Source organism: Geodermatophilus chilensis (assembly GCF_002802985.1).
GTDB lineage: Bacteria > Actinomycetota > Actinomycetes > Mycobacteriales > Geodermatophilaceae > Geodermatophilus > Geodermatophilus chilensis.
In genome coordinates this window covers 14,848-41,421 of the sequence record NZ_NVPT01000005.1, presented here as the reverse complement: position 1 = coordinate 41,421, position 26,574 = coordinate 14,848, and the positions used below count along the sequence as shown (strand labels likewise).

The following is a 26,574-nucleotide window of genomic DNA, read 5'->3' as shown; positions in this document are numbered from 1 at the left end:
GCCGGGGGGTGGCGCCGGCCGGACTCCCGCCGGCCGGCGCGCTGCCGCTCAGGGCGCTCCCGCCGGGCCACCGGCCGCCGACAACAGCGGTACGGGGGTGTGGATGCCCTCGACCGCGAAGCGCTCCTTGAGCCGCAGCCGCAGCTCGCGGCCGACCCGCCACTGGTCGGCGTTGGTGGTGCGGACCTGCAGGCGCATGACGACGCCCTGGGCGGTGATCAGCTCGACGCCGAGGGACTCCGGCTCGGACAGCAGCACGTCGGCCCACTCCTCGTCGGCGTACACGGCGTCGGCCACCTCCTGCATCACCGTGCGGCAGCGCTCCAGGTCGGTGTCGTGCGCGACCGGCATGTCGATGACGACCTGCGCGTAGCCCTGGCTCTTGTTGCCCACCCGCAGGATCTCGCCGTTGCGGGCGTACCAGACCACGCCGTTGACGTCCCGCAGCCGGGTGATCCGCAGGCCGACCGCCTCGACGGTGCCGCTGGCCTCCCCGAGGTCGACGACGTCCCCGACGCCGTACTGGTCCTCGAGGATGATCCCGATCCCGGCGATGAAGTCCTTGACCAGGTTCTGCGCGCCGAAGCCCAGTGCGACGCCGACCACCCCGGCGCTGGCCAGGATCGGGGCCAGGTTGATGCCCAGCTCGCCGAGCACCAGCACGACCGCGATGGCCAGCACCACGATCGAGGCGCAGCTGCGCAGCACCGACCCGATCGCCTCGGCCCGCTGGGTGCGGCGCGCGGTCAGCTGCTCCGCGCCCTCGCCCAAGGCGGTGGCGCGCAGCCGCCGGGCCCGCAGGATCGAGGGCAGCGGTCCCACGGTGGTGGTGTCGGTCAGCCGACGGATCGCCCGGTGCGCCAGGTACCGCGCCAGCACAGCGACCACGACGATCAGCAGGATCCGCGCCGGCGTGGCGATCAGTGCCCGGGCGTTCTCCGCCAGCCACTCGGCTCCGGACCACTCGTAGACCTGCTGGCAGAGCCAGTAGTCGGCACAGTCGGGCACGGCACCGGTCGCGCCGTCGTCGGCGGCAATCACGGACGGTGAAGCAGTCATCACGCCGATACTCTCAGGTGCAGGAAGAGCAACCCAGTGTTGTCATCGTCACCAGTGTCGTTGCGTGGGACACGGGCCGATCAGCCGGTCAGGCCGGTGTGCGCGGCGAGGAAGGTCAGCTGGTCGGCGGCCAGCCCCACGGTCCGGCTGACCGCCCGGGCGCCGTGCCCGACCGACGTCTCCCGCCGCAGCAGGACCGGCGCGTCGGACGAGGTGGCGTGCTGCAGTGCCGCGGCCAGCTTGCGGGCGTGCAGCGGGTCGACCCGGGTGTCGGACTCGAAGGTCGTGAACAGCACCGCCGGGTAGGCCGTCCCCTCCACCACCCGGTGGTAGGGCGAGTAGCCCAGCAGCCAGCCCAGCTCGGTCGGGTCCTCGGCGGTGCCGTACTCGTCGTTCCAGGTCCGGCCCAGGCCGAAGCGCTCGTAGCGGACCATGTCCAGCAGCGGAGCGCTGCAGACGACGGCGGCGGCGAGGTCCGGGCGCTGGGTCAGCGTCGCGCCGACCAGCAGGCCGCCGTTCGAGCCGCCCATCACCGCCAGCTGCCCGTGCGTGGTCCACCCCTCGTCGACCAGGTGCTCACCGGCGGCGGCGAAGTCGTCGAAGACGTTCTGCTTGCGCTCCCGCATGCCGGCGCGGTGCCACTCCTCGCCGTGCTCCGAGCCGCCGCGCAGGTTGGCCACCGCCCACACGCCACCGGCCTCGACCCAGGCCAGCGCCTGCGCCGAGTACCCCGGGGTCAGGGCGACGTTGAAGCCGCCGTACCCGTAGAGCACGGTCGGGCGCGGCCGGTCGGGGACACCGGCCTGCGACAGCACGAACAGGTGCACCGGCGTCCCGTCGGCGGAGGTCGCGTGCGTCTCCACGACCTGCACCTCGGGCACCTCGCCGGCCACCGGCGCCTGCTCCCAGCTCTCCAGCCGCGCCGGGTCGGCGGCGTCCCAGCGCAGCACCGAGGGTGGGGTGGAGTGGTCGGTGAAGCCGACCCAGGCGGTGGTGCCCCCCTCGGGGGGCGCGCTGACGCCGGAGACGCTGCCCGGCGGCAGTGCCGTCACGTCGGCCGCCCGGCCGGAGCCGTCCGCGGCCCAGAGCGAGAGCCGGTCGGTGGCGTCCACCGAGTGGACCGCGAGCACCTGCAGGCCGCCGTCCGGACCGTCGACCAGCGCGACGTCGGTGAGCACGCCGTCCTGCTGCTGCGGGACGACGTCCCGCCAGGCCGCAGGCGCCCAGGTGGCCGGGTCCGCGGGGTCGGCGACGGCGAGCCGCCAGCGCGGGGTGCCGCGGTCGCTCATCAGCCACAGCCGGCCGTCGCGGGCGACCCACGCCGCGGTCTGCGCGTCGACGCCGACCTGCAGCTCGCGCAGGGCGCCGTCCCCGCTGAGGTCGGCCAGCCAGACGTCGTCGCGCGGCGCGGTGCCCACGGAGGCGGAGACGACCAGCCAGCGGCCGTCGCGGCTGGTGCGGGCGCCGAAGTAGGTGGCCGGGTCGCTGCCCTCGCCGTGCACGAGGACGTCGCCGTCGGCGTCGGTGCCCACCCGGTGGCGCCACACCCGCCGGTGGAACTGCTCCTCACCGGCCGGGACCAGCTCGGGGGCCAGCCGGCGGACGTAGAACAGCTCCGCACCGCCGGGCAGCCAGGCGACCGGGGAGTAGCGGCAGCGGTCGATGGGACCGTCCAGCTGCTCGCCGGTGACCACGTCGAGCACGTACAGCCGCGACTCCTCGTCGCCGCCGGTGGACAGCTGGTAGGCCAGCCGGTCGCCCTCCCAGGACGGCGACCAGGCGTCGAGGGTGGTGGTGCCCGCGGGGTCGACCGCCATCGGGTCGACCAGCACCCGCTCGCTGCCGTCGGGCTCACGGACCCGCAGCACCGCGTGCTCCTGGCCCGGGTCGCGCCGGGTGGAGAAGGCCCGGCCGGCCCGCCACACCGGGACGCCGACGGCGCCGGCGTGCACCAGCTCGGCCAGGCGGGCGGCGAAGCGGTCGCGCAGCGGCAGCGCGGCCAGCGCCCCGGCGGTCAGCTCGTCCTGGGCGGCGGTCCAGGACGCCGTCCGCGGGTCGGCGGGGTCCTCCAGCCAGCGGTAGGGGTCGGCGACGGCGTGACCGTGCGGGTGCTCGACCAGGTCGAGCCGGGGGGCCTCGGGGTAGCGCACGCGGCCCACGGTAATGAGGACGGGGCAGGCGCCCCCGGCCCGTCCGGGACGTCCCAGGAGCGCGTGAGCGCGGTCGCAGGTCAGAATGGGGACGCCCGCGGGTCGCACTGCACCCGGCGCGCGGCCCCGGGCGCCCGGAGGTGCCCCGTGCCGCGTATCGCGTCCGGGTCGTCCGCAGGCCATCCAGGTCCGCGGCGCGACCACCACTCCCATCCGATGGCCCCTGTCCCGGCGCGGTCCACCGCCGCCGCGACACTGCTGCTCAACGCCACCTACGAGCCGTTGTGCGTCGTCTCCAGCCGCCGCGCCATCGTGCTCGTGCTCGCCGAGAAGGCGGTCTCGGTGCACAGCGCGCCCGAGGAGGTGCACGCCGAGACGGTGGTCCTGCCCGTTCCGGTGGTGGTGCGCCTGACCCGCTACGTCCGGGTGCCGTACCCGGCGCAGGTGCCGCTGTCGCGGCGCGCGGTGTTCCACCGGGACGCCTCGACCTGCGTCTACTGCGGCAGCTCGGCCACCAGCATCGACCACGTCGTCCCGCGCAGCCGGGGGGGCACGCACACCTGGGACAACGTCGTCGCGGCCTGCCGGCGCTGCAACCACACCAAGGCCGACCGCTCGCTGGCCGAGCTCGGTTGGAAGCTGCCGCACCCGCCGCGCACCCCGAGCGGCGCGGCGTGGCGGCTGCTCGGTGCACGCACCGTCGATCCGCGCTGGCGGGAGTGGCTGGGCATGCCCGAGAGCGTCTCGGCATGAAAGAGGACCCCCTGCCCCCCGCCACTCGCGAGCTCGCGGCGGGACCCTGCAGGGGGCCGATCCGAGCTGTGCGAACGGAGCCGACATGACCTCACCGGGGACTGCCCGGCGGCTGTGGGCGCTGGGGGAGCCGTACCACGCCCTCACCTACTTCGCCGACGAGTGCCGGTCGGCGGCCGAGGCGACCGGGCTGCGCGGGTTCTGGGCGACCTACTTCGCGTTGCGCGCCGCGCCGCTGGGCCCGGTCGGGGCCGAGGTCGTGACGGCGACCTTCTACAACTTCGCGCCGGCGTTCGTGGCCCGCCGCGTGCCCGGCGTGTGGGAGGTGGCCGATCCGGCCGCGGTGCTCGGCGCGCGGCTGGCCGGGGTGGACGCCGCGGTGCGCCGGACGCTGGGGGAGGAGTGGCCCGGCTCGGCCACCGCGGCCGAGACCGCCGAGCTGCTCACCGCCGCAGCCGCGGCGGTGGACGCCCCCGGCCGCCCGCTGGCCGCGGCCAACGCCGGGCTGCCGGTGCCCCCGGAGCCGCACCTGGCGGTCTGGCAGTCCCTCACCACCCTGCGCGAGCACCGCGGCGACGGGCACAACGCCGCGCTCCTGCAGCGGGGCATCTCCGGCCTCGGCGCGCACGTGCTGGCCGCCGCGGCCGGCCGGACGGCGCGGGAGTGGCTGCTGCGCGCCCGCGGGTGGGACGACGCCGCGTGGGACGCGGCCGCCGAGGACCTCGCCGCCCGCGGCTGGCTGGCCGGTGCGGAACTCACCGCGGAAGGCGCCACCATCGTGGCCGCGGTCGAGGCCGACACCGACCGACTCGCGCTGGGCCCCTGGCAGGCGCTCGGTGACGCGCGCTGCGACCGCCTGGCCGAGCTGCTGGGGCCGGTGCGCCGCGCGGTCGTGGCGGCAGGGCTGTGGCCGGAGGGGAACCCGATCGGCGCGCCCGACCCCGGCTGAGCCGGCGGCGAGTCCCACGGGAATGGGCCGTCACCCGCACGGTGCCCGTGCGGCCGGCGCGCCCGGACGGGCGGCGCCCCCACGACCCCGCTCGTCCGCGCCTCGGCTCACCGCGCGCCGGCGTTCGACGTGGCAGGTCCAGCCCTCCGGGACCCTTCTCTTCGGCGACAAATGACATTTCAGCCGTCCGGGCATCTTCGCCGTCAGTCAGGTCTCGCCGATGAGACGGCGCCTCAGGTCACACTCTGGTCATCCGGCGTCCCATGTGACCCGCGTCGCGTGTCCGGCACTCAGCTGAACGGATCGGTGACGTTACGTTCCGCGGCAGTCAGCGCCGCTGGGGCGCTGCGGTCGCCGGAAGGTGCCCCTCATGTCCAGCCCCGCTCTGTCCCGCCGGCCGCTGCAGCGCCTTGGTCTCGTCGGCATCGGTTCGGCCGTGCTCCTCGTCGGGGTCGCGCCCCCGGCCCTCGCCGCCACCGACGTCGTCATCCCGCTCGAGCCGTCCAGTGTCGCGCTGACCGCCTTCCCGGTGGAGAACCTCGGCGGCGCCATGGACCCCATGGACCCTGGCGCGGGCGTCTTCACCCCCGTGCCGGTGCAGTACAGCGGGACGGTCACCGTGGACCTTCCGGCCGAGCTCGACGGTTCCGGCGCCGTCAATGTCCAGCTGATCTTCGAGGACGGGAACGGCGACGGCGCGCCTGACGCCACCTATGACTCCACAGACCTGGCCGTGGTCCCCAGCGCCGGGAGCGTCACGGTCACCCTCCCGGCCGACGACCCGGTAGCCGGCGACGTCGCCGACCTGCTGATCGAGCCGGTCACCACCACGCTCGGCCCTGCCTACACGTTCTTCGACCCGATCTACTACAACCTCGGCTTCGTCCCCACCGGCGACCCGGCTGCGCCCGTCGCTGCGACCGTGGCCCCCGAGCTGGCCGCCTTCTCGCAGGTCCCCTGCGATATCACCTCCGGCCAGCGGTGCCCCTTCCCGACTCCGGTGACCGTCGGCTCGGCCGTGACGCTGGACCTGACCGCCGGTTCCGCACTGCGCGAGCTCGGCCTGACCGACCTCACCGGCGTGCAGGTCGGCCTGCAGCAGTTGGACGGACGTGGCTTCCCGACCGGCGCGGCGCCGGTGGAGCTCACCGCCGAGGTCAGCGCCGACGGGCAGACGGCGTCCGTCGTCGTCCCGGCCGGCACGGCGCCCGGCGCCTACAGCCTCGTGGTCGCGCAGGAGACGCCGTCGGGCGGCATCTCGGTGTTCACCGTCGAGATCACCGTCATCGCCCAGGAGGCGGTCGTGCCGTCGACTGCCGCGCCGACCAGCCCGGAGCCCACCGTCACGGTGGTCAACGCCGGCCTGCGCTCGAACACCGGTGTCGAGGCCGTCGAGACCGGCTCCACCGGCACCGTCGCGATCGCCGCGGGCGCCGGGATGCTCGTCCTCGCGGGCGTGGGTGGCGTCGCCGTCGCCCGCACCCGCCGTCGTCCGGCGGCCGAGGGCGGCACGTGCGCCTGACCCGACCGAGTCGGCGGACCGCCGCCGTCGCGGCGGTCCTCACCCTCGGCTTCGCCGGGGGCACGGTGCTCGCCGTCGGCCTGGCCGGCGGCGAGCAGCCGGCCGCGGCCACCGGGTCCCCCGACCCGGTGGCCGCGGTCACCGCGGCTCCGCCCCACGTCGAGGAGGCGCAGCCCACGCTGCCGCCCGAGGGGGTCGCCCTGCCCACGCCCTCGTCCGACGTGCACGTGGCCATCCCGGCGCTGGACCTGGACCTGCCGGTCCTGCCCCTGAGCCCGCGGAACGGGGCGATCAACCCGCCCACGCTGACGGCCGCCTACTGGCTCGCCCCGTACGGCGACCCGGTGGGCAGCGCCGAGCAGGCCGACAACACCCTCTACCTCGCCGCCCACTCGACCGGCATCGGTGACTACGGCTTCGACCCGCTGATGGAGTCCGACGGCGGGGGCAGCACCCTCGAGGCCGGCGACGTCATCGAGGTGAGCACCCCGCAGGGCACGGTCGACTACACCGTCGAGCGCACCGAGCGGTACGCCAAGGGCGAGCTGCCCGGTGCCACCGAGGTGTGGGAGGCCTCGCCGGGCCGGCTGGTGCTCATCACCTGCTTCCAGCGCGGCGGCGGCCGGGCCTCGACCGAGAACCTCGTCGTCTTCGCCGAGTCCTGACCGTGTCCCGGCGATTTCCGCGGAAATCGCCGGGACACGGTCAGGTGACGCGGGCGCGCACGGTGGGGTAGCCCTCGTGCGCCCCGCTCGCCAGCACGTCGCGCAGGCAGGCCATCGCGTCCCAGACGTCGACGAAGCGGGTGTAGAGCGGCGCCGGGCCGAACCGGACGCGGTCCGGCGTCCGGAAGTCGGGGACGACGCCGCGGTCGACCAGCGCCTGGGTGAGCTGCCAGGCCCGCGGGTGCGCGAGGGTCACGTGCGCGCCCCGGCGGGCCGGGTCGCGGGGCGAGGCCAGGGCCACCCCGTGCGGGGCCAGCCAGGCGTCGGCGAGGGCGACGACGAGCTCGCCGAGCGCCCGGCCCTTGGCCGCCAGCCGGTCGACGCCGGCCTCGGCCACCAGGCGGGCGCCCACCTCGACCGCGGCCAGCGCCAGCACCGGCGGCGTCCCGACGGCGAAGCGCTCGATCCCCGGCACCGGGTCGTAGGCCGGACCCATGGCGAACTGGTCGCGCTGGCCGAACCAGCCCCAGATCGGCTGCCGCAGCCGCTCCTGCAGCTCGCGGCGCACGTAGAGGAAGGCCGGTGCTCCCGGCCCGCCGTTGAGGTACTTGTACGTGCAGCCCACCGCCAGGTCGACGCCGTTCGCCGCCAGGTCGACCGGCACCGCGCCGGCGGCGTGCGAGAGGTCCCAGACCACCAGCGCGCCGGCGTCCCGCGCCGCCGCGGTCACGGCTGCGACGTCGGCCAGGGCGCCGGAGCGGTAGGCGACCGCCGACAGGACGACGACGGCGACCCGCTTGTCCAGGGCCGCCGCCAGCACCGCCGGGTCGAGCCCCTCGTCGACGTCGGCCGGGACCTCGCGCACCGTCATCCCGCGGGCCTGCGCCACCCCGGCGACCACGTAGCGGTCGGTGGGGAAGTCGTCGGCGCAGCAGACCAGCACGTCGCGACCCGGCCGAGCGTCCGCGGCGGCCACCAGCAACTTGTAGAGGTCGACCGTCGTCGAGTCGCCCATCAGCACCTCGCCCGGCCGCGCGCCGAGCACGCCCTCGGCCAGCAGGTCGCCCACCCGGGTGGCGGCGCCGATCCACGACGGCCAGGAGCGCACCAGGCCCCGCGCCCACTCCTCCTCGACCACCCAAGCCAGCGCGGCCGGTGTCTGCACCGGCATCCGCCCCAGTGAGTTGCCGTCCAGGTAGAGCAGACCGTCCTCCCTGGCGCCGACGAACCGGCCCCGGAAGGCGGCCAGCGGGTCGGCGGCGTCGAGGGCCTCAGCGGCGGCCCGGCTCAGGTCCACGCCGTCCTGTCTACCGCTCGCCGCTACCGTCGCCGACCGTGACGCAGCTGCACGACCTCACCGCGCTCGAGCAGGCCGCCGCCGTCCGGGCGCGGGGGGTGAGCCCCACGGAGCTGGTCGAGCACGCGCTGCGCCGGGTGGAGGCCCTTGACGCGGGGCTCGGCGCCTTCCTCACCGTGACCCCGGAGCGTGCCCTGGCCGCGGCCCGCCGGGCCGAGCGCCGACTGCGGGACGGCGGTGAGCTGCCGCCGCTGCTCGGCGTCCCGACGGCGGTCAAGGACCTGAACAACACCGCCGGCGTCCGGACGACGTTCGGCAGCACCGTGCTCGCCGACAACGTGCCCACCGTCGACGACGCGGTGGTGACCCGGCTGGCCGAGGCCGGGACGATCAGCATCGGCAAGACCAACACGCCCGAGTTCGGGTTTCCCTGCTACACCGACAACGCGCTGGCCGGCCCGGCCCGGTGCCCGTGGGACCCCGGCCGGCTGGCCGGCGGCTCCAGCGGGGGAGCGGCGGTCGCCGTGGCCGCCGGGATGCTGCCGTTCGCCCAGGGCAGCGACGGAGGCGGCTCCATCCGCATCCCGGCCAGCATCAACGGGCTGGTGGGGATCAAGCCCAGCCGCGGCCGGGTGAGCAACGCGCCCCTCGGCGGCGACGTCACCGGGCTGGGCACCAACGGCCCGCTGGCGCGCACGGTCCGCGACGCGGCAGCGATGCTTGACGTGATGGCCGGGCCCGTGACCGGCGACCCGGCCTGGGCGCCGCCGCTGCCGCCGGGGGAGACCTTCCTCGGCGCCACCGACCGCCCGGTCGGCCGGCTGCGCATCGGCCGGTACCTGGAGTCCCCCATGGCCGACGCCGGGCTCGAGCCCGCGGTGCAGGCGGCGTTCGACGACGCCGCCCGGCTGCTCGAGGAGCTCGGCCACCAGGTCGAGGACGTGCCGCCCGGGCTGCTCGGCCCCGACGTCCTGACCGCCTTCGAGCGGGTGTGGAGCCTGTCGGGGACGCTGCTGCCGGTGCCGCCCGAGCGGGTCGGCGAGCTGCGGCCGCTCACCCGGGAGCTGCGGGCCCGCGGCCTGGCGCTGTCGGCGCAGCAGGCCATGGAGGCGCTCACCGCGCTGCGGCTGTTCGCCCGGCGCTTCGTCACGGCCACCGACCATTACGACGTCCTGCTGGCGCCGGTCACCACGATGACGCCGCGTCCGCTGGGCTGGTTCGACGCCGACGGGGACGGCGCGGCGGATTTCGAGCGGCAGAAGCGCTACGCCGCGTTCACCGCCGTCTTCAACGTCACCGGCCAGCCCGCGGTCAGCGTCCCGCTGCACTGGACCGACGACGGGCTGCCCGTCGGGACCATGCTCGTCGGGCGGCCCGCCGACGAGGTCACGCTGCTCGCGCTGGCCGCCCAGCTGGAGGCCGCCCGCCCCTGGGCGCACCGACACCCGCCGTCCTGGGACTGATCATGAGGACGGCGGCGGCTGCCGGTAGGTTGAGGGGCGTGACCGTCGTCGAGACCATCCTCGTCTACGCGGTGGCCCCGCTGGCCGTGGTGGCCGTCCTGGCCCTGCTCACCCTCGTCCCCGGGCGGCGCAAGAAGGCGCGCTACAAGCCCGGCCAGCCGTGGGACCACGAGCCGGTCTGGTACGAGCCGCACCCGGTCGGCGGTGGCGGCCACGGCCCCACCGCGGCGCACGGCCCGGCCGGCGTCCCGGGTGACGGGACCACCGCCCTCGGGTCGTCCATGTACCCGGAGCAGCACGGTGAGCGGAACACCGGCCAGCCCGGTGCGCCGACCGCGCCGCACGTCGGGAGCGACGGCGCCCACGGCGCCACGAGTGCGCGCGCCCTCGCCGCCGGCCCCTCGGCCGCGGCCGCCGCGCGGCCCTTCGGCGGCGCCCGCGGGACCTGGTGACCGCCGTGCCCGCCCACCGCAGCACCCCTGAGATCCCCCACGGAGGCCGGAGATGACCCGCGTGCTCGAAGGGACGTCGCACGACACCGCGACGTCCGCCGGCACCATGGCGACGCGCACCGACGAGGCCGAGGCCCCGGACTCGGTCTTCAGCTACCGCGAGCTGCTGCGCATCGACGAGGCGCTGACCATGTCCTCCCGGGAGACCGGGCTGCGCTTCACCCTCTACATCGGTGACCTCGGCCCCCAGACCCGGGCCCGCGCCGAGGAGCTGTTCGAGCGCTCCGGCCACGACCTGCCCGAGTCGGTGCTCATCGCCGTCTCGCCCGGGCAGCGGGTGGTCGAGGTCGTCACCGGTTCCGCGGCCGCGCGCCGGCTGCCCGACCGCGCCTGCGCGCTGGCCGTGCTGTCGATGACCAACGCCTTCGCCTCCGGCGACCTGGTGGGCGGCATCGTCAACGGCCTGCGCCAGCTCTCGGACCAGGCCGGACACCCGCGGGGGCTGCGCACCCACTGAGGCGCCGAAGGACGGCCGTTGTACGTGTGAGGCCCAGAACCCGCCGGGTTCTGGGCCTCACACGTACAACGGTCGGCCCCCTCCAGGCGAGGGGACCCTCGATCAGCCGTTCGCGGCGGCGTCCCGCTCCCGGGCCCGCAGCGAGCGGGCGATCCCGTCGCGGCCCTCAGCGATCAGCCGGCGCAGCGGCGCGGGGTGCTCGGGGTCGGCCAGCCAGGCGTCCGCGGCCTGGACCGTGCGGAGCTCGACCACCGGCGGGAACAGGTACTGCACCGCGTTCTTGGCGATCTCGCCGGGACGCCGGTCCCACAGCGGCCGGATGTCGGCGAAGTAGCGGTCGACGTAGCCGGCCGTCAGCGCCCGCTGGGCTGGGTGCCAGAAGCCCTGCAGCATCGCCTCGTGCACCGCGTTGGGGACGGTGTCGTCGTGGAAGGCCCGCTGCCAGGTCTCCTCCTTGGCCTCCGCCGTCGGCCGCAGCGCCCAGGCGGTCGCGGCCCGCCGCTGCCCGGTGGCGGTGGCGTCGCGCGCCTCCTCGGCGGCGATCTCGGCGTCCCCGGCCGCGCCGATGGCGACCAGACCGTGCAGGAAGGCCCAGCGGGCGTCGGCGTCCACCGGCAGTCCCTCGACGACGCGCGAGCCGTCGAGCAGCCCGCGCAGCACGGCGGCGTGCTCCTCGGTGCGGGCAGCGCCGGCGAAGGTGCGCGACCACTGCAGCTGCGTGTCGCTGCCCGGCTCCGCGGCCTCCAGCGCCGCCAGGGCCTTGTCGGCCAGGGCCCGCCAGCCGGTCTCGGCCCAGCGCGGGTCGGCGTAGTTGGCCAGCGCCGACTGCACCCGGGCCAGCAGCGACTGGACGACGCTGATCTCGGTCTCGGCGTCCACCCCGGCCAGCACCAGGGCCACCCAGTCGCGGGCCGGCAGCTCGGCGTCCCGGGTCATGTCCCAGGCCGCGGACCAGCACAGCGCGCGCGGCAGCGGGTCGGGGATGGTGCCGATCGCCTCCTGCAGGGTGGCCAGGGAGCGCTCGTCGAGTCGCAGCTTGGCGTAGGTCAGGTCGTCGTCGTTGACCAGCACGAGGTCCGCCGCGGGTTCGCCGACCAGCTCCGGGACCTCGGTCAGCTCGCCTTCGACGTCCAGCTCGACGCGGGTGCGCCGGGCCAGCCCCTCGGGCCCCTGGTCGTAGAGGCCCACGGCCAGCCGGTGCCGCCGCAGCACCGGGTGCTCGGGCACCGCCGTCTGCTGGATCGCCACGCGGGCGTACCGGCCGTCGTCGGTCAGCTCGAGGACCGGCCGCAGCGTGTTGACCTGGCTGGTCTCCAGCCACTGCCGCGACCACTCGGTGAGGTCGCGACCGGTGCTCTCCTCCAGGGGGCCGAGCAGGTCGGCCAGCGTGGTGTTGCCGTACTCGTGGGTGCGGAAGTAGCGGCGGATCCCGGCCAGGAACTCGTCGCGGCCCACGTAGGCCACCAGCTGCTTGAGCACCGAGGCGCCCTTGGCGTAGGTGATCCCGTCGAAGTTCACCTCGACCGCCGCGACGTCGACCATGTCGGCGGCGATCGGGTGGGTCGAGGGCAGCTGGTCCTGCGCGTAGGCCCACGCCTTCTCGGTGTTGGCGAACGTCGTCCACGCGGTCGTGTACTCGGTGGCCTCGGCCTGGCACAGCGCGGAGATGTACGTGGCGAAGGACTCGTTGAGCCACAGGTCGTCCCACCACCGCATGGTCACGAGGTCGCCGAACCACATGTGCGCCAGCTCGTGCAGCACGGTCTCCGCGCGCCGCTCGTAGCGCGCCCGGGTGGCCTTCGAGCGGAAGACGTAGTCCTCCAGGAACGTGACCGCGCCGGCGTTCTCCATCGCCCCCGCGTTGAACTCCGGCACGAAGAGCTGGTCGTACTTGTCGAAGGGGTAGGGGTAGTCGAAGACCCGGTGGTAGAAGTCGAAGCCCTGCTTGGTGACCCGGAACAGCTCCTCGGGGTCGAGGTACCGGGCCAGCGAGGCGCGGCAGTACAGCCCCAGCGGGATGCCCTCGTGCAAGTCGGTGACCTTCGCGTAGGGCCCGGCGACCAGCGCGAGCAGGTAGGTCGACAGCCGCTTGGTCGGCGCGAAGTGCACCAGCTGGGAGCCGCCGGGGCCGGCCTCGACGGTGCGCTCGCCGGTGTTGGAGACGACCTGCCAGTCGAACGGCGCGATCACGTGCACCGTGTACGTGGCCTTCAGGTCGGGCTGGTCGAAGCAGGTGAACACCCGCTTGGCCTCGGCCGGCTCGAAGTGCGTGTAGAGGTAGACCTGCCCGTCCTCGGGGTCGACGAAGCGGTGCAGCCCCTCGCCGGAGTTGGAGTACCGGCAGTCGGCCTCGACGACGAGGGTGTTCTCCGCGGCCAGGCCGGTCAGCGGCAGGCCGCCCTCCTCGGTGTAGGTGGCGACGTCGAGCGGCGCGCCGTTCAGCGTGGCCGACCGGACGGTCTCGGCCACCAGGTCGACGAACGTGTCGGCCCCGGGCTCGCGGCAGATGAACCGCACCGTCGTCGTCGACCCGAAGGTGTACTCGCCGGCGTGCCCGGCGCCGTCGGTCAGGTCGAACTGGACGTCGTAGCTGTCGACCGCCAGCAGTCGGGCGCGGGCGGCGGCGTCATCGCGGGTCAGGTTGGGTACGGCCACGCAGGGGAGCTTCCCACGGGATGCCGACACGCCCGGCCGGCCCGGGGACCAGCGCGCTCGAGCGCGGGAACAACGCCTCCCCGGACCGGCTTGGCACCCGGCAGAGACGATCCCGGCGCACGTCGCCGGGCAGGAACGACGCGAGGAGCAGAACGCATGACCGAGGCAGTGCAGAGCGCGCCGGTGAAGGCCCGCGTGGACTTCTGGTTCGACCCGCTGTGCCCGTGGGCCTGGCTGACCAGCCGCTGGGTGCTGGAGGCGGCGAAGGTCCGCGACATCGACCTGCACTGGCACGTCATGTCCCTGGCGGTGCTCAACCGCGGCCGGGACCTGCCGGAGGAGTACCAGGAGATGATGAAGAAGGCGATCGGCCCGGTGCGGGTCGCCGTCGCCGCGGCCCAGCAGCACGGCGACGAGGTCCTCGGCGACCTCTACACGGCCATGGGCACGCTGCGCCACCACGAGGGCCTCGAGCTCGACGAGCTGGTCGCCCCGGCGCTGGAGCGGGTCGGCCTGCCGGCCTCGCTGGCCGAGGCCGCCACCTCCACCGAGTACGACGAGGCCCTGGAGAAGAGCCACCACGCGGGCATGGACCCGGTCGGCGACGACGTCGGCACCCCGGTCATGCACATCGACGGCGTGGCGTTCTTCGGCCCGGTGATCAGCAAGGTGCCCACCGGTGAGGACGCCGGCAAGGCCTTCGACGGCGCCGTCCTGCTGGCCAACCTCCCCGACTTCTGGGAGCTGAAGCGCACGCGACTCTCCGGCCCGGACATGGACTCGGTGCCGGCCGACGCCCTGGAGATCACCCGCCGCTGACCCCCTCCCTCGGCGGCCATTTCCGCGGAAACGGCCGCCGAGGGGCCGGTCGAGGGTCGGGGCGGTGTCCGGGAGGGCGCCTCACCAGCAGATCCGCATCGGCCGGCCGCGGGCGTCGGTCCCGCTATCCCCGACGCACTCCGCGACGTCGTCGGCGAACCGCCGGGCCGACCACGCGGCGGCGCAGGCGTCCAGCGCGTCGACGGCGGGCACCCGGGGCGGGGCGTCCAGCAGGGCCGCGTCCACGTCCATGACCGTGCGGAGGGCGGCCAGTCGCCGCGCCATCCCGCGCGCGGTGACCTTGGCGTCCCCGAGTTCGGGGTCGAGGACCCGGAAGGCCAGCTCGGGGTGCACCTCCACCACGTGGCCGGCCGGTGGGTCGCCGAGGGCGTCGTCCAGCGACCGGATCGCCTTCACCAGCTGGAACGACTGCGCGGACGGCGCACGCGGGGGGTCGGTCGCCGCCCGCGACAGCGCCCGGGCCTCGGCGTAGTCGTCGGTGGCCAGCACCGCCCGGACCGGGGTGGGGAAGACCGAGCTCGCGGCGCCGAACGGGCTGAGCAGCTTCCGGGCCAGGACGTCGCAGGCCCGCACCCCGGTGTCGGACAGCCCGATCGGCATGTCGATGCCGACCACCTCGACGTCCGGGACGGCGAGGACGGCGGTGGCGTCGGCCAGGTCGAGCAGGCGGACCGCGCGCCCGTCCAGCAGGGCGCCGACCCACCGACCGCGCCAGCCGTCGACGCCCAGCACCGCCACCCGGGCAGCCTGACAGACTCGCCGCCATGCGCGTCTTCGTCGGGACCGACCACGCCGGCCTGGAGTTCAAGGAGCACCTCAAGCAGGCGCTGGCCGACGCCGGCCACGAGCCGGTCGACTGCGGGGCGTTCGAGTACGACGCCGAGGACGACTACCCGCCGTTCTGCTTCGAGGTCGGCGAGCGGACGGTGGTCGAGCCCGGCAGCCTCGGCGTGGTCATCGGCGGCTCGGGCAACGGCGAGCAGATCGCGGCCAACAAGGTGCCCGGCGTGCGCGCCGCGCTGGTGTGGAACCGCGCGACCGCCGAGCTCGCCCGCCAGCACAACGACGCCAACGTCGTCTCGATCGGCGCCCGCCAGCACAGCGTCGAGGAGGCCACCGAGCTGGTGCTGACCTTCCTCGCCACGCCCTTCAGCGGCGACGAGCGGCACGCGCGCCGGATCGGGCTGATCACCGACTACGAGCGCGACCGGCACCGTCCCGCCGGCGGGCTCCCCACCCGCGAGGACCCGGTCTAGAACTCGTCCGGGCACCACGGGGTGACCGGCCAGCGGAATGCCGTCCCGGCCTGGGTGACCGCACCCGGGCTGACCTCGGTGACCCGGCCGGCCGCCTGCAGCGTCGCCAGCGACACCCCGCCGAGGTAGGTCGCGCCGAGCGCCTCGACGTCGAGCACCAGGTCGGGGTCGGCGTCGGTCTGGGAGCAGAAGGCGCCGGCGGGGTGCCCGACGAGGGCCCAGCGGCCGTCGTTCCAGGGACAGAACCGGTCGCGCACCTCGAGCACCAGGTTGACCCGGGCCGGGTAGCGGCGGGCCGCGAGAGCGCGGCCGACGTCGACCAGCCGCACCCACAGCGCGTCGTACGGCTGCGAGCGCAGCGCCCGGGGCTCGGCCAGCAGGTGCCGCAGCGGGTCGTCCGGCGAGGCGGTGGGCGCCCGCACGGTGCGGACGAGGTCCAGCGACAGCAGGAACCGCCACAGCACCGCGTACGCCGGCGTCGTCAGGGCGCGCACCTCCTCGACGACGACGGTGCCGTCGGGCTGGCCGTCGTCGGTCCACGCCGACCGGACGCGGTAGGCGGCGTAACCGGTCACCGAGCCGTCGGGCTCGACGTGCCGGAGGAAGCGCCGCTCGGAGGCCCCGTGACGCTGGGCGGGGTCGTCGTCCAGGCCGCGGTCCCACCAGCGGGCGTCGCGGGCGAGGTTGCCGGGGACGGACCGGCGCACCCGGTCGTGCAGGCCCACGGCGGCCGCGCGGAACTCGTCGACGCCGACCTGCTCGACCCGCCCCTCACCCAGGTCGACGTTCGGCCGCAGCGCCAGCCGGGCGACGTCCCCGGAGAGGTTGCCGCGCCAGGTCGCCGGCGCGTACCCGAACCGGCCGTAGATCGAGGACTCCGAGGCCCACAGCGCCGCGACCGGCTCGCGCCCCTGCTCGTGCAGCTCGGTGAGCTGCCGGCGCATGAGCGCCGTCAGCACGCCCTGCCGGCGGTGGCTGGGCGCGACGCTCACCCACGTCACACCGGCACACGGGACGACGCCGCCGGGCACCGTGAGCTCCCGGCTGTAGACGCCGGAGGTCGCCACCACCCGGTCGCCGTCCCACAGCCCGAGCGAGCGGTCCAGCTCGGCGTGCGCGGGGACGGCGTCGACGAAGGACGCGGGCGGCTCCTCGGCGAACGCCGTGAACAGGGCCCGGCTGAACGTCGGCCAGTCCTCGGCGGTGGCGGGGCGCAGCCGGTCGGCGAAGTCGGTCACCGGAGCTGTCTACCGGGGACCGCCGACCTCGTGCGACCCGTCAGCGGACCGCCGTGGCGGACGACGACGTCCATCGCGGCAGCTCGCGGCCTGGGTGGGTGGCCCGCTGTCCGGAGCCGTCGCGTGGTTAGGGTCGCCGGGAGCCGGGCGCGGCCACCGCCGTCGTGCCCCCGCACGACCGTGCGCCCGGCCGGGGGGAGGGAGCCGTGCGCTCTCCGACGGTGCCGATCGCCGTGACCGCGGCGTTGCTGGTCAGTGGCTGCGGAGCGGCCTCGGGCGACGACGCCGAGCAGGCCGCCGGCGTGGCGACCTCCGCGCCCGACGCACGCCTCACCCTCGTGGCCGACGAGGACCCCGTCGCCTCGGCCGCCTCCGCCAGCCGGGCGCTGTTCGACAGCGCGGACGTCGTCGTCGTGGCGCGTGACGGCGACGCGGCCGGCACGCTGCTGGGCGCCTCGGCCGCCACCGGTCTCGGCGTCCCGCTGCTGCTCGAGCCGGCCGGCGGTGGCCCGGCCGACGCGCTGAGCAGCGAGCTCGAGCGCCTGGGGACGACGACGGTGCTCGCCGTCGGGGCGGCCGAGGGCCGCGGCGAGGGCGGGCCCGAGGTGGTCGCCGTCCCCGCCGCCCCGGACGCCGTCGCCGAGGTCACCGGGCTGGAGCTGGGCGAGGCCCGGGAGGTCGACGCCGACGGTGCCGCGGCCGCGGTCGCGGAGCTCGACCCCGAGCGGCCGGCCGCGCTCCAGCCCACTGGTGCCGAGCCGGCCGGCGGCGAGGCCGGGAACGGTGAGCTGCCCGCCGTCGAGCGCGCCGAGCCGCTCGAGGACACCGTCGTCGTCACCACCGGCGCGCCGGAGGCGCTGGCCGGCGTGGCCACCGCCCGGGCCGCCGGTGCACGGGTACAGCTGACCGGCGGCGGCACCGACCCGCGCGGCTCGGCCGAGCTGGTCGAGCTGCTGGGCGAGCAGCAGCCGGGGACCGTCGTGGCGCTGGGTGCCGGCTTCGGCGCCGAGGAGGGGCTGGACTGGAAGCTCGAGGCCGCGGCGACGGGGGCGCAGCTGCCCGGCGGTGGCCAGCTGCTGTTCCCGCAGCACTTCCTCGTCGCGCTGTACGGCAGCCCGGGCACCGGGGCGCTCGGGGTGCTGGGGGAGCAGGACCTGCCGGCGTCCATCGAGCGGGCGCGGGCCCACGCCGCCGACTACGAGCCGCTGGTGCAGGACGCCACCGTCGTCCCCACCTTCGAGGTGATCGCCACCGTCGCCTCCGCGGTGGCCGGGCCGGACGGCAACTACTCCACCGAGCTGCCGGTCGAGGAGCTGCGGCCCTGGGTCGAGGCGGCCGGCGAAGCGGGGATGTACGTGGTCATCGACCTGCAGCCCGGGCGCACCGACTTCGTCACCCAGGCTGAGCAGTACCGCTCGCTGCTGGAGCTGCCGCACGTCGGGCTGGCCCTGGACCCGGAGTGGCGGCTGGGCCCGGGCGAGGTGCACCTGACCCAGATCGGGTCGGTGTCGATCGACGAGGTCAACGCGGTCGTCACCTGGCTGGCCGACCTGACGCGGGCGGCCGACCTGCCGCAGAAGCTGCTCCTGCTGCACCAGTTCCGGGTCGACATGATCCCCGACCGCGACCGGCTGGACACCTCCCGCGACGAGCTGGCGCTGATGGTGCACGCCGACGGCCAGGGCGGTCAGGGGGACAAGCAGGCGACCTGGCGGACGCTGCGGCAGACCGAGCCGGACGAGGTCGCCTGGGGCTGGAAGAACTTCTACGACGAGGACACCCCGATGCTCACCCCGGAGGAGACGGTCGCCGTCGAGCCGCGTCCGGACCTGGTCAGCTACCAGTAACCCGGGATCACCCGTTCCGTCGGTGTCCTGTGGTGAGCTGTCGCGGCCCACGCCCGAGGAGGACCCGTGACGACCGTGCTGACCGACGAACTCGACCCGCGGCTGCTCGAGCACCGGCGCGAGCTCACCGGCTACTGCTACCGCATGCTCGGGTCGGCCTTCGACGCCGACGACGCGGTGCAGGAGACGATGGTCCGTGCCTGGCGTGGCCTGGCCGACTTCGAGGGCCGCTCCGCGCTGCGCTCCTGGCTGTACCGGATCGCCACGAACGTCTGCCTCGACCAGCTCTCCGGCCGGCAGCGGCGGGCGCTGCCCATGGACCTCTCCGGCTCGCCGTGGCAGCCGGTCGAGGCCTCGCTGGCCGACCGCCGGCCGGGGACGGCGTGGGTGGAGCCGGTGCTCGACCGGCAGGTCGTCGCCGAGGACGCCGACCCTGCCGAGCAGGCCGTGCAGCGGGAGTCGATCCGGCTGGCCTTCGTCTCGGCGCTGCAGCACCTGCCGCCCCGCCAGCGGGCCGTGCTGCTGCTGCGCGAGGTGCTCCGCTGGCGCGCCGACGAGGTCGCCCAGCTGCTCGACACCACCGTCGCGTCGGTCAACAGCGCGCTGCAGCGGGCCCGCGCCACGATGGCCACGGTCGGGGGTGAGGCCGAGTCCGAGCCGCTGGACGACGTCCACCGGGCCCTGCTCGAGCGCTACGTCGACGCCTTCGAGCGCTACGACGTCGAGGGTCTGGTCACGCTGCTGCACGAGGACGCCACCCAGCACATGCCGCCGTTCGCCATGTGGCTGCGCGGCCGGGCCGACATCGGTACCTGGATGCTCGGGCCGGGTGCGGGGTGCCGCGGCTCCCGGGTGCTGCCGACCGTCGCCAACGGGGCGCCGGCCCTCGCCCAGTACCGCCCCCGCGCCGGCGGCGGGTACGAGCCGTGGGCGCTGCACGTGCTGGAGGTGCGCGCCGGCCGCGTCGCGCACATCTCCAGCTTCCTGGACCTCGACAACGACCTGTTCCGCCGGCTCGGCCTGCCGGTCGAGCCGCCGACCTGACGGGCGGGGAGGGTGCCGTGCCGGAGACCGGGTTCACCGAGGGCCTGCACGAGGAGCGCCACCGCGACGGCTCGCTGCGCGCCCGCGGTCCGGTCGTCGACGGTCGACCGCACGGGTACTGGGAGTGGTTCCGGCTCGACGGCACCCGGCTGCGCTCGGGCAACTTCGACCGGGGCCGCCAGGTGGGGGAGTGGACCACCTACGACAGGGCGGGCGCTCCGTACCGGGCAACCGTGATGGGCTGAGCCGAGGTCAGCCGGTCCGGCGCCGTCCCGGACCCCCGACCGGGCGCGGTCACGCTCCCGCAGCGGCGTGCGCGAGGCTGGGGTCCCGCCCCGAGCGGGCCACCCGTCCCGACGGCACGACGCAGGGAGACCCGATGCCCACCACCCCGCCCGGGGTCGTCGACCGCGCCGGCCGGCGCTACCCCCTGGACGAGCCCCGCTGGTGCGGCGACGACGGGTCGCCGCTCATGGTCGAGCCGCTGCCCGGCATCACCCGGGACGCGATCGACCCGGCCGTCTCCTCGCAGTGGCGGTACCGGGCGGCCCTGCCGCTGCCCGACGTCCCGCCGGTCACGCTCGGCGAGGGCCGCACACCGCTGCTGCCGCGACGCCTGGCCGGGCTGGACGTCGCGGTCAAGGTCGAGGCGGTCAACCCGACCGCGAGCTTCAAGGACCGCGGCGTCTCGGTGATGGTCAGCGCCCTGCGCGCCCAGGGCGTGACCGCGCTGCTCGAGGACTCCAGCGGCAACGGCGGCTCCTCGGTGGCCGCCTACAGCGCAGCCGCCGGCATCGACGCGCTCATCCTCGCCCCGGCGTCGACGTCGTCGGCGAAGGTCCTGCAGAGCCGGCTGCACGGCGCCACGGTCGAGCTCGTCCCCGGCAGCCGGCAGGACACCGCCGACGAGGCCGTCCGCCGGTCGCGGGAGCGCTTCTACGCCAGCCACAACTGGCACCCACTGTTCCTGCAGGGCACCAAGCTGATGGCCTACGAGATCTGGGAGGACCTGGGCTTCACCGCACCCGACGCCGTCGTCCTGCCCGCCGGCGCGGGGAGCCTGGTGCTCGGCTGCGCGATCGGCTTCGCCGAGCTGCAGCGGGCCGGTGAGATCCCGCGGGTGCCGCGGATCCTGGTGTCCCAGCCGGCCCGGTGCAGCCCGCTGGTCGAGGCGCTGACCGCCGGTCGCGACGCCGTCGAGCCGCGGACCTGGGAGCCCACGATCGCCGAGGGCACCGCCATCGCCCGGCCGGTGCGCGACCGCGAGGTCCTCGCGGCCATCCGGGACAGCGGCGGGTCGGCCACCGCGGTCCCCGAGGAGGACCTGCGCGCCGCGACCCTGGCCCTCGCCCGGACCGGCCTGTACGTCGAGCCCACCTGCGGTCAGGTCGTCCCCGCGCTCGAGCAGTTCGCGCGGGAGGGTCACGTGGCGGCCGGCGACACCGTCGTCCTCGTGCTCACCGGCTCCGGCCTCAAGGCCGGCGACGCGATGGCCCGGCTGCTGGCCGAGGAGCGGGGGGCCTGACCACGGCAGCAGGTCATGCGGTGGAACCGGCGCCGACACGCCACCGACGAGCCTGGGCCACCTCGGCAGCGATCGCCGCCGACCACCGTCGTACCTCCCGCCAGTCCCGGAAGTCGCCCTCCGCGAGGTGGTGCCGGCCCAGGGACGCGCACTCCGTGGCGGAGAGCAGTCGACGCTCCAGCCGCCCGGCGAAGGCGCGGTGACCGCGGACGACGAGGTCCGCCCCGCGCCGGGTGCCGACAGCGTCGTCGAGGTCGGTCGGCGTGGGCGCCGCACCGAGCTCGCTGCCCAGGCCGCTGGAGAACAGCCAGGTGGGACGGGAACCCCATCCCTCAGTGGCCGCTGCGACGTACCGGCGTGCCGAGGGCAGCCACCGGCCGTCGTAGACGGCGCTGCCCACGACGAGGGCGTCGAACCCGGCGGGATCGGGCTGCTGCTGCACCGGCGCCAGGACCGTCGACAGCCCGCAGCGCCGACCGGCTCCGGTGCACGGCAGGTGCCGGGCGAGTTCCGCGGCGATCTCCCTCGTCGCCCCGTGGCGGCTGGCGAAGACCACGAGGACGCGAGGGCCGCGCCCCCTCGGGCCGGAGTGATCCCCGCCGCCGGCGGTCAGCTCGCCGGTCGGACCGGAGGCGCCGGAGCGGGCAGGTGCGCACAGGAGTGGAACGGTCATCGTGCTCCCCGGGTCGTGGACGTCGGCCGGGACGCTAGGTGTCGGACGCGGCGGCGACGTGGTGGTTCCCGGAACGGCGGGTGAACTCGGCGTCGTCCCGCACCTGCCGTGCCGCGCCGACCGTTCCGCTGGCGTTCGCCCGACTGCCGCGGGCCGGCCGCCTGCCCTCCCTAGCGTCCGTGGCGCCCTGTTCCAGGACACTCGAGGAGCACTCCCTTGACCAACTCTCTCGACCGCCGCTCGTTCCTGCAGCGCGGCGCCGTGGTGACCGCCGGTGCCGTGCTGGCCGGTGGGACCCAGGCGCTGGCCGCCCACGGCGCGCTGGCCGCGCCCGGCCGCCGTGGCCAGGCGGTGCAGGCGCCGGACAACGGCGGGTACGGACCCATCGCGCCGACGCGGGACCGGACCACCGGCGAGGTGCTGCTCTGGCTGCCGGCCGGATTCGAGTACGCCTCGTTCGGCCACGAGGCGTCCTTCGCCGCCTCGCGCGGCCTGCCGACCGCCGGCTCGGACGGCTACCCCACGCCGGGGCGGCACGACGGCATGGCCGCGTTCCCGACCTCGAACGACGGCATCGTGCGCCTGGTGCGCAACCACGAGCAGGGCTACTCCCCGGTGGAGGGCGCCAGCCGTGCATACGACCGGGCGCTGATCGACGACCGGGACGAGGCCTACGATCCGATGGCCGCCGGCGGCACCACGACCCTCACGTTCGACACCCGCTCCCTGGAGCTCACCGACAGCTTCATCTCCCTCAACGGCACCTCGGTCAACTGCGCCGGCGGCCCGACCCCGTGGGGCTCGTGGCTCAGCTGCGAGGAGACCGTCAACGGCACCCACAACGGGTTCACCGAGGACCACGGCTACGTCTTCGAGGTGCCGGCCGACGGCGGTCCGGTCGGCGGCCCCTACAGGGCCATGGGCCGCTTCGTGCACGAGGCGGTCGCCGTGGACCCGGCGACCGGCATCGTCTACGAGACCGAGGACAGCGGCGAGACCTCGGGCTTCTACCGGTTCCTGCCGAACGACCCGCGGGACCTGGCGGCCGGCGGTCAGCTCCAGATGCTGGCCGTGAAGGGAGAGCCCGGCTTTCAGACCTTCACCGGCGTCAGCGACCGGGTGGGCAACCCCATGCCGGTCGAGTGGGTGACCATCGACGACCCCGACCCGACGCCGATCACCACCGAGTCGGTCTTCGCGCAGGGGGCCGCCAAGGGTGCCGCCGCGTTCGCCCGGCTCGAGGGCTGCTGGTACGACGGCGGCAGCATCTTCTTCAACGCCACCAGCGGTGGTGACCACAAGGCGGGGCAGGTCTGGGAGTACCGGCCGCGTGGCCGCTCGGGCGGGCAGCTGATCCTGCTGTTCGAGTCCCCGGACCGGGCTCTGCTCGACGCGCCGGACAACATCACCGTCAGCCCCCGCGGCGGGCTGGTGCTGTGCGAGGACGGCGGCGGCGAGCAGTTCGTGCGTGGGCTCGACGAGCGGGGCCAGATCTTCGACCTCGCGAAGAACAGCACCAGCAACGCCGAGTTCGCCGGGGCCTGCTTCAGCCCGGACGGCGAGGTCATGTTCGTCAACGTCCAGACCCCGGGCGTCAGTTTCGCGATCCGGGGGCCCTGGGAAAAGGGCGCTCTCTGAGCCGATCGCTCGCCGGGACCGCTGTCCTCCCCGCTCTGCCCGGCGGGGAGGACGGCGGTCCCGGCCACCCGCTTCGGGGAGGAGCGTGCGGTGTTCAGTTCGATCGGCTGGGGCGAGATCATCGTCCTGGCTCTCGCCGCCCTGTTCGTGTTCGGGCCCGACCGGTTGCCCGACCTGGCCAGGGAGTCCGCCGCCGGCCTTCAGCGGGTGCGGTCGGCCGTGACCGGCGTCCGAGGCCGGCTGGAGGAGGAGCTGGGCGACGACCTCGGTCGACTCGGGGACCTGCGGCAGTACCACCCGCGGACCCTTGTCCGCGAACACCTGCTGGGCGACGACACCCAGTCCGGTCGCGCCGGCTGACCGCCGGCTCGCAGCCCGTCCCCAGCCGTCCGACGGATGACGGCCCTGTCTCGCGGGACACGACCCTGCCCAGGGCTCGACGTCGGGAGGCAGGCGCGCGTCGGCCGCTGGTGCGTCGACCGCGGACGGGGGGACTCCCTTCTCTCACGCTATAGCGCACCTGGGGTCTTGCGGCAAGACCCGGGGAGGGCCGCAGAATCGCCGGCCGAGGCCGGATCCCACGGGGATCGGAGTCGCGCACCGCTCGTCATGGCCACCGGGTCCGGGCCGTACGCCGTGCTGCGCGCAACGGTCGCGAGCGACCCGAGATCGGAGTTGACGACGTGGCAACCCTGACCACCAGCGCGTTCGACCTCCCCGAGCACCTCGCGGCCAAGGCCGACCCGGCGCTGATCGCCGGTGACGAGCAGCACTTCGCGGCTCTCGCGGCGAGCCTCGAGCAGTCGATCGCCGACCTGTCCGACCGCCTCGCCGCCGAGCGCAAGGCGCCCGGCGGCACGGGCCAGGAGGCGCTGGACCGGGACCTGGAGGTCCACCGGCTGACCTCCCGCCTGCGCACCCTGCGTCGCTTCGGGCTGGACCTGTGCCTCGGTCACGTCGTCCGCGCGGACGACCCCGAGCCCGTGTACGTCGGACGGCTCGGCCTCACGGACGGCGCGGGCCGTCGGCTGCTGCTGGACTGGCGGTCCCCCGCGGCCGAGCCGTTCTTCGGAGCGACCCACGGCCACCCGATGGGCCTGGCGAGCCGCCGTAGGTACCGCTGGACCCGCGGCCGGATCAGCGACTACTGGGACGAGGTCTTCACCCCAGACGGGCTGGTCGGGCACGCGGCCGCGCTCGACGACCAGTCGGCCTTCATCGCCGGCCTGGGCAGCACCCGGTCGAGCCGGATGCGGGACGTGCTCGGCACCATCCAGGCCGACCAGGACGCCATCATCCGGGCGGGGTCCCGCGGTGCACTCGTCGTCGACGGCGGTCCGGGCACCGGGAAGACCGTCGTCGCCCTGCACCGCGCCGCCTACCTCCTCTACTCCGACCCCCGCCTCGGACACCACCGGGGCGGCGTGCTCTTCGTCGGTCCGCACCAGCCCTACCTGGCCTACGTCGCCGACGTCCTCCCCAGCCTCGGGGAGGAGGGCGTGCAGACCTGCACCCTGCGGGATCTCGTCCCCGAGGGGGCCGCAGCAGCGGTCGAGGCCGACCCGACTGTGGCCCGGCTGAAGTCGTCCGCGGACCTGGTGGCGGCGATCGAGGCGGCCGTCCGGTTCTACGAGGAGCCACCCACCGAGCCCATGACGGTCGAGACCCCGTGGTCCGACGTCCGGCTGAGCGCCGACGACTGGGCCGAGGCGTTCGAGGCGCCGGACCCCGGGACGCCGCACAACGAGGCGCGCGACCAGGTCTGGGAGCAGCTGCTCGCGATCCTGGGGGATGAGCACGACGACGACGTCCCGGCCGACCTGCTCCGGAGGTCGCTGCTGCGGAACCGGGAGCTGCTCTCGGCCTTCAACCGCGCCTGGCCGCTGCTCGACGCGGGGGACGTCGTCGGCGACCTGTGGTCGGTACCGGCCTACCTGCGGAGGTGCGCTCCGTGGCTGAGCCCCGAGGAGGTCCGGGCCCTGCAGCGCGACGGCCCTCGGGCCTGGACGGTGTCGGACCTGCCGCTGCTGGACGCCGCACGGCAGCGGCTCGGCGACCCGGAGACCTCACGGCGCAAGCGACGGCACGACGCCGCCGTCGCCGCCCAGCGCGCGCGCATGGCCGACGTCATCGATGACCTGATCGCGACCGACGACTCCGAGCTGCTGCTGATGACGAGCCTGCGCCATCACGACCTCCGGGACGCCCTGGTCGACGAGGCCGCGCTGTCCACCGCCGACCCGGACCTGCTCGCCGGCCCGTTCGCGCACGTCGTCGTCGACGAGGCCCAGGAGCTGACCGACGCGGAGTGGCAGATGCTGCTGCTCCGCTGCCCGTCCCGGAGCTTCACCATCGTCGGGGACCGCGCTCAGGCCCGGCACGGGTTCCCGGAGTCGTGGCGGGAACGGCTCGAGCGGATCGGGCTCCGCGAGATCACCATGGCCTCCCTGAGCGTCAACTACCGGACGCCGGAGGAGGTCATGACCGAGGCCGAGCCGGTCATCCGGGCCGTGCTCCCGGACGCCAACGTGCCGACCTCCGTCCGCAGCAGCGGCGTCCCCATCGTGCACGGATCTCTGTCGGACCTGGGGTCGATCCTCGACGCCTGGCTCGCCGCGCACGCCGAGGGCACCGCCTGCGTCATCGGCGATGCCACGTTCCGGGCAGGGTTCCGGGCGGGGTCCCGCGTCCGGTCGCTGACCCCGGAGCTGGCGAAGGGGCTCGAGTTCGACCTGGTCGTCCTCGTCGATCCCCAGTCGTTCGGTACGGGCGTCGAGGGAGCGGTCGACCGCTACGTCGCGATGACCCGCGCGACCCAGCGACTCGTCGTCCTCACGAGGTCCTGAGCGCCGAGGGGAGCGTGACCCTGACCTCCGTGAGTGCGGTGGAGCGGGTGACGGGAACCCGCATGGCAGCTTGGAAGGCTAGGTTCCCCAGCGTCTCTTTCCGCTGGTCACAGCTTTCTCTGCCCTTCACCGTGCCTTCGGCGTGCCTCTGCCGCCGACGGGGTTCGCGACGGCCAGGGCTGCAC

23 protein-coding genes are annotated in these 26,574 nt (G+C 75.1%); 16 read left to right on the top strand and 7 right to left on the bottom strand.

Annotated elements, in window-relative coordinates; all coding sequences use genetic code 11:
• Positions 1-48: 48 nt before the first annotated feature.
• A complete protein-coding gene (locus CNO22_RS01610) occupies positions 49-1,059 on the bottom strand; it encodes a mechanosensitive ion channel family protein (protein ID WP_100497633.1) in 1,011 nt (336 codons plus the stop codon).
• An 80-nt stretch (positions 1,060-1,139) separates the two neighbouring features.
• Positions 1,140-3,209, bottom strand: a complete 2,070-nt coding sequence (locus CNO22_RS01605) for a prolyl oligopeptidase family serine peptidase (protein ID WP_100497632.1) — start codon at positions 3,207-3,209, stop codon at positions 1,140-1,142.
• A 216-nt stretch (positions 3,210-3,425) separates the two neighbouring features.
• Between CNO22_RS01605 and CNO22_RS01600 the strand changes: the two genes are divergently transcribed.
• The 4 genes from CNO22_RS01600 (at position 3,426) to CNO22_RS01585 (ending at position 7,098) form a co-directional block, all read left to right on the top strand.
• Positions 3,426-3,962, top strand: a complete 537-nt coding sequence (locus CNO22_RS01600; protein ID WP_100497612.1) for an HNH endonuclease — start codon at positions 3,426-3,428, stop codon at positions 3,960-3,962.
• Positions 3,963-4,047: 85 nt separating this feature from the next.
• On the top strand, positions 4,048-4,911 hold the full coding sequence (locus tag CNO22_RS01595) for an SCO6745 family protein (RefSeq protein ID WP_100497611.1): 864 nt from the start codon (positions 4,048-4,050) through the stop codon (positions 4,909-4,911).
• Between the two features lie 370 nt (positions 4,912-5,281).
• The gene (locus CNO22_RS01590; RefSeq protein WP_100497610.1) at positions 5,282-6,433 is read left to right on the top strand and encodes a hypothetical protein; all 1,152 of its coding nucleotides are present in this window, start codon (positions 5,282-5,284) and stop codon (positions 6,431-6,433) included.
• A complete protein-coding gene (locus CNO22_RS01585) occupies positions 6,424-7,098 on the top strand; it encodes a class F sortase (protein WP_100497609.1) in 675 nt (224 codons plus the stop codon). The genes CNO22_RS01590 and CNO22_RS01585 overlap by 10 nt, the downstream gene beginning before the upstream one ends.
• Before the next feature lie 40 nt (positions 7,099-7,138).
• On the opposite strand, the gene kynU is transcribed toward CNO22_RS01585, so the two are convergent.
• Positions 7,139-8,395: a kynureninase gene (kynU, locus tag CNO22_RS01580; protein ID WP_100497608.1), complete on the bottom strand. Its 1,257-nt coding sequence runs from the start codon at positions 8,393-8,395 to the stop codon at positions 7,139-7,141.
• Between the two features lie 38 nt (positions 8,396-8,433).
• On the opposite strand from kynU, the gene CNO22_RS01575 reads away from it, so the two are divergent.
• Genes CNO22_RS01575 through CNO22_RS01565 form a run of 3 tightly spaced genes read left to right on the top strand, consistent with a single transcriptional unit; the run spans position 8,434 to position 10,827 of the window.
• Complete coding sequence (locus CNO22_RS01575) at positions 8,434-9,858, top strand: amidase (RefSeq protein ID WP_100497607.1); 1,425 nt, start codon at positions 8,434-8,436, stop codon at positions 9,856-9,858.
• Between the two features lie 38 nt (positions 9,859-9,896).
• A complete protein-coding gene (gene ctaJ, locus CNO22_RS01570; RefSeq protein ID WP_100497606.1) occupies positions 9,897-10,310 on the top strand; it encodes an aa3-type cytochrome oxidase subunit CtaJ in 414 nt (137 codons plus the stop codon).
• Between the two features lie 52 nt (positions 10,311-10,362).
• Positions 10,363-10,827: a DUF5130 family protein gene (locus CNO22_RS01565; RefSeq protein WP_100497605.1), complete on the top strand. Its 465-nt coding sequence runs from the start codon at positions 10,363-10,365 to the stop codon at positions 10,825-10,827.
• A 102-nt stretch (positions 10,828-10,929) separates the two neighbouring features.
• Here CNO22_RS01565 and pepN read toward each other — a convergent pair whose 3' ends face one another.
• Positions 10,930-13,482, bottom strand: coding sequence for an aminopeptidase N (gene pepN / locus CNO22_RS01560; RefSeq protein WP_100497604.1), 2,553 nt, complete (start codon positions 13,480-13,482; stop codon positions 10,930-10,932).
• Between the two features lie 156 nt (positions 13,483-13,638).
• Here pepN and CNO22_RS01555 point away from each other — a divergent pair, with 156 nt between their 5' ends.
• Positions 13,639-14,301 carry a mycothiol-dependent nitroreductase Rv2466c family protein gene (locus CNO22_RS01555; RefSeq protein WP_100497603.1) on the top strand — a complete coding sequence of 221 codons (663 nt, stop codon included), beginning with the start codon at positions 13,639-13,641 and terminating at the stop codon, positions 14,299-14,301.
• A gap of 81 nt (positions 14,302-14,382) precedes the next feature.
• On the opposite strand, the gene CNO22_RS01550 is transcribed toward CNO22_RS01555, so the two are convergent.
• A complete protein-coding gene (locus CNO22_RS01550) occupies positions 14,383-15,060 on the bottom strand; it encodes a DUF429 domain-containing protein (protein WP_100497602.1) in 678 nt (225 codons plus the stop codon).
• Between the two features lie 26 nt (positions 15,061-15,086).
• Here CNO22_RS01550 and CNO22_RS01545 point away from each other — a divergent pair, with 26 nt between their 5' ends.
• Positions 15,087-15,578: a ribose-5-phosphate isomerase gene (locus CNO22_RS01545; protein WP_100497601.1), complete on the top strand. Its 492-nt coding sequence runs from the start codon at positions 15,087-15,089 to the stop codon at positions 15,576-15,578.
• On the opposite strand, the gene CNO22_RS01540 is transcribed toward CNO22_RS01545, so the two are convergent.
• Positions 15,575-16,816: a GNAT family N-acetyltransferase gene (locus CNO22_RS01540; protein WP_100497600.1), complete on the bottom strand. Its 1,242-nt coding sequence runs from the start codon at positions 16,814-16,816 to the stop codon at positions 15,575-15,577. The genes CNO22_RS01545 and CNO22_RS01540 overlap by 4 nt on opposite strands.
• Before the next feature lie 206 nt (positions 16,817-17,022).
• On the opposite strand from CNO22_RS01540, the gene CNO22_RS01535 reads away from it, so the two are divergent.
• From CNO22_RS01535 to CNO22_RS01520, 4 genes are all read left to right on the top strand, one after another.
• Entirely contained in the window at positions 17,023-18,663 is a 1,641-nt protein-coding gene (locus CNO22_RS01535; RefSeq protein ID WP_100497599.1) for a hypothetical protein, read from the top strand.
• 66 nt (positions 18,664-18,729) lie between these two features.
• Positions 18,730-19,707, top strand: a complete 978-nt coding sequence (locus CNO22_RS01530; protein WP_100497598.1) for a sigma-70 family RNA polymerase sigma factor — start codon at positions 18,730-18,732, stop codon at positions 19,705-19,707.
• Positions 19,708-19,724: 17 nt separating this feature from the next.
• Positions 19,725-19,952 carry a toxin-antitoxin system YwqK family antitoxin gene (locus tag CNO22_RS01525; protein WP_198588037.1) on the top strand — a complete coding sequence of 76 codons (228 nt, stop codon included), beginning with the start codon at positions 19,725-19,727 and terminating at the stop codon, positions 19,950-19,952.
• A gap of 134 nt (positions 19,953-20,086) precedes the next feature.
• On the top strand, positions 20,087-21,232 hold the full coding sequence (locus CNO22_RS01520) for a threonine synthase (RefSeq protein WP_100497597.1): 1,146 nt from the start codon (positions 20,087-20,089) through the stop codon (positions 21,230-21,232).
• A 13-nt stretch (positions 21,233-21,245) separates the two neighbouring features.
• Here the strand turns inward: CNO22_RS01520 and CNO22_RS01515 are convergent, their stop codons facing one another.
• On the bottom strand, positions 21,246-21,905 hold the full coding sequence (locus tag CNO22_RS01515; protein WP_100497596.1) for a flavodoxin domain-containing protein: 660 nt from the start codon (positions 21,903-21,905) through the stop codon (positions 21,246-21,248).
• 216 nt (positions 21,906-22,121) lie between these two features.
• Here CNO22_RS01515 and CNO22_RS01510 point away from each other — a divergent pair, with 216 nt between their 5' ends.
• From CNO22_RS01510 to helR, 3 genes are all read left to right on the top strand, one after another.
• On the top strand, positions 22,122-23,543 hold the full coding sequence (locus tag CNO22_RS01510) for an alkaline phosphatase PhoX (RefSeq protein ID WP_100497595.1): 1,422 nt from the start codon (positions 22,122-22,124) through the stop codon (positions 23,541-23,543).
• Positions 23,544-23,633: 90 nt separating this feature from the next.
• Complete coding sequence (locus CNO22_RS01505) at positions 23,634-23,903, top strand: twin-arginine translocase TatA/TatE family subunit (RefSeq protein ID WP_100497594.1); 270 nt, start codon at positions 23,634-23,636, stop codon at positions 23,901-23,903.
• 323 nt (positions 23,904-24,226) lie between these two features.
• Positions 24,227-26,389 carry an RNA polymerase recycling motor ATPase HelR gene (gene helR / locus CNO22_RS01500; protein ID WP_100497593.1) on the top strand — a complete coding sequence of 721 codons (2,163 nt, stop codon included), beginning with the start codon at positions 24,227-24,229 and terminating at the stop codon, positions 26,387-26,389.
• Positions 26,390-26,574 lie beyond the last annotated feature (185 nt).

Excerpts from the sequence above, each read along its gene's own strand:
- CNO22_RS01610 (WP_100497633.1), bottom strand. The coding sequence starts at position 1,059 with ATGACTGCTTCACCGTCCGTGATTGCCGCCGACGACGGCGCGACCGGT.
- CNO22_RS01600 (WP_100497612.1), top strand. The coding sequence starts at position 3,426 with ATGGCCCCTGTCCCGGCGCGGTCCACCGCCGCCGCGACACTGCTGCTC.
- CNO22_RS01595 (WP_100497611.1), top strand. The coding sequence starts at position 4,048 with ATGACCTCACCGGGGACTGCCCGGCGGCTGTGGGCGCTGGGGGAGCCG.
- CNO22_RS01590 (WP_100497610.1), top strand. The coding sequence starts at position 5,282 with ATGTCCAGCCCCGCTCTGTCCCGCCGGCCGCTGCAGCGCCTTGGTCTC.
- CNO22_RS01565 (WP_100497605.1), top strand. The coding sequence starts at position 10,363 with ATGACCCGCGTGCTCGAAGGGACGTCGCACGACACCGCGACGTCCGCC.
- CNO22_RS01555 (WP_100497603.1), top strand. The coding sequence starts at position 13,639 with ATGACCGAGGCAGTGCAGAGCGCGCCGGTGAAGGCCCGCGTGGACTTC.
- CNO22_RS01545 (WP_100497601.1), top strand. The coding sequence starts at position 15,087 with ATGCGCGTCTTCGTCGGGACCGACCACGCCGGCCTGGAGTTCAAGGAG.
- CNO22_RS01520 (WP_100497597.1), top strand. The coding sequence starts at position 20,087 with ATGCCCACCACCCCGCCCGGGGTCGTCGACCGCGCCGGCCGGCGCTAC.
- CNO22_RS01515 (WP_100497596.1), bottom strand. The coding sequence starts at position 21,905 with ATGACCGTTCCACTCCTGTGCGCACCTGCCCGCTCCGGCGCCTCCGGT.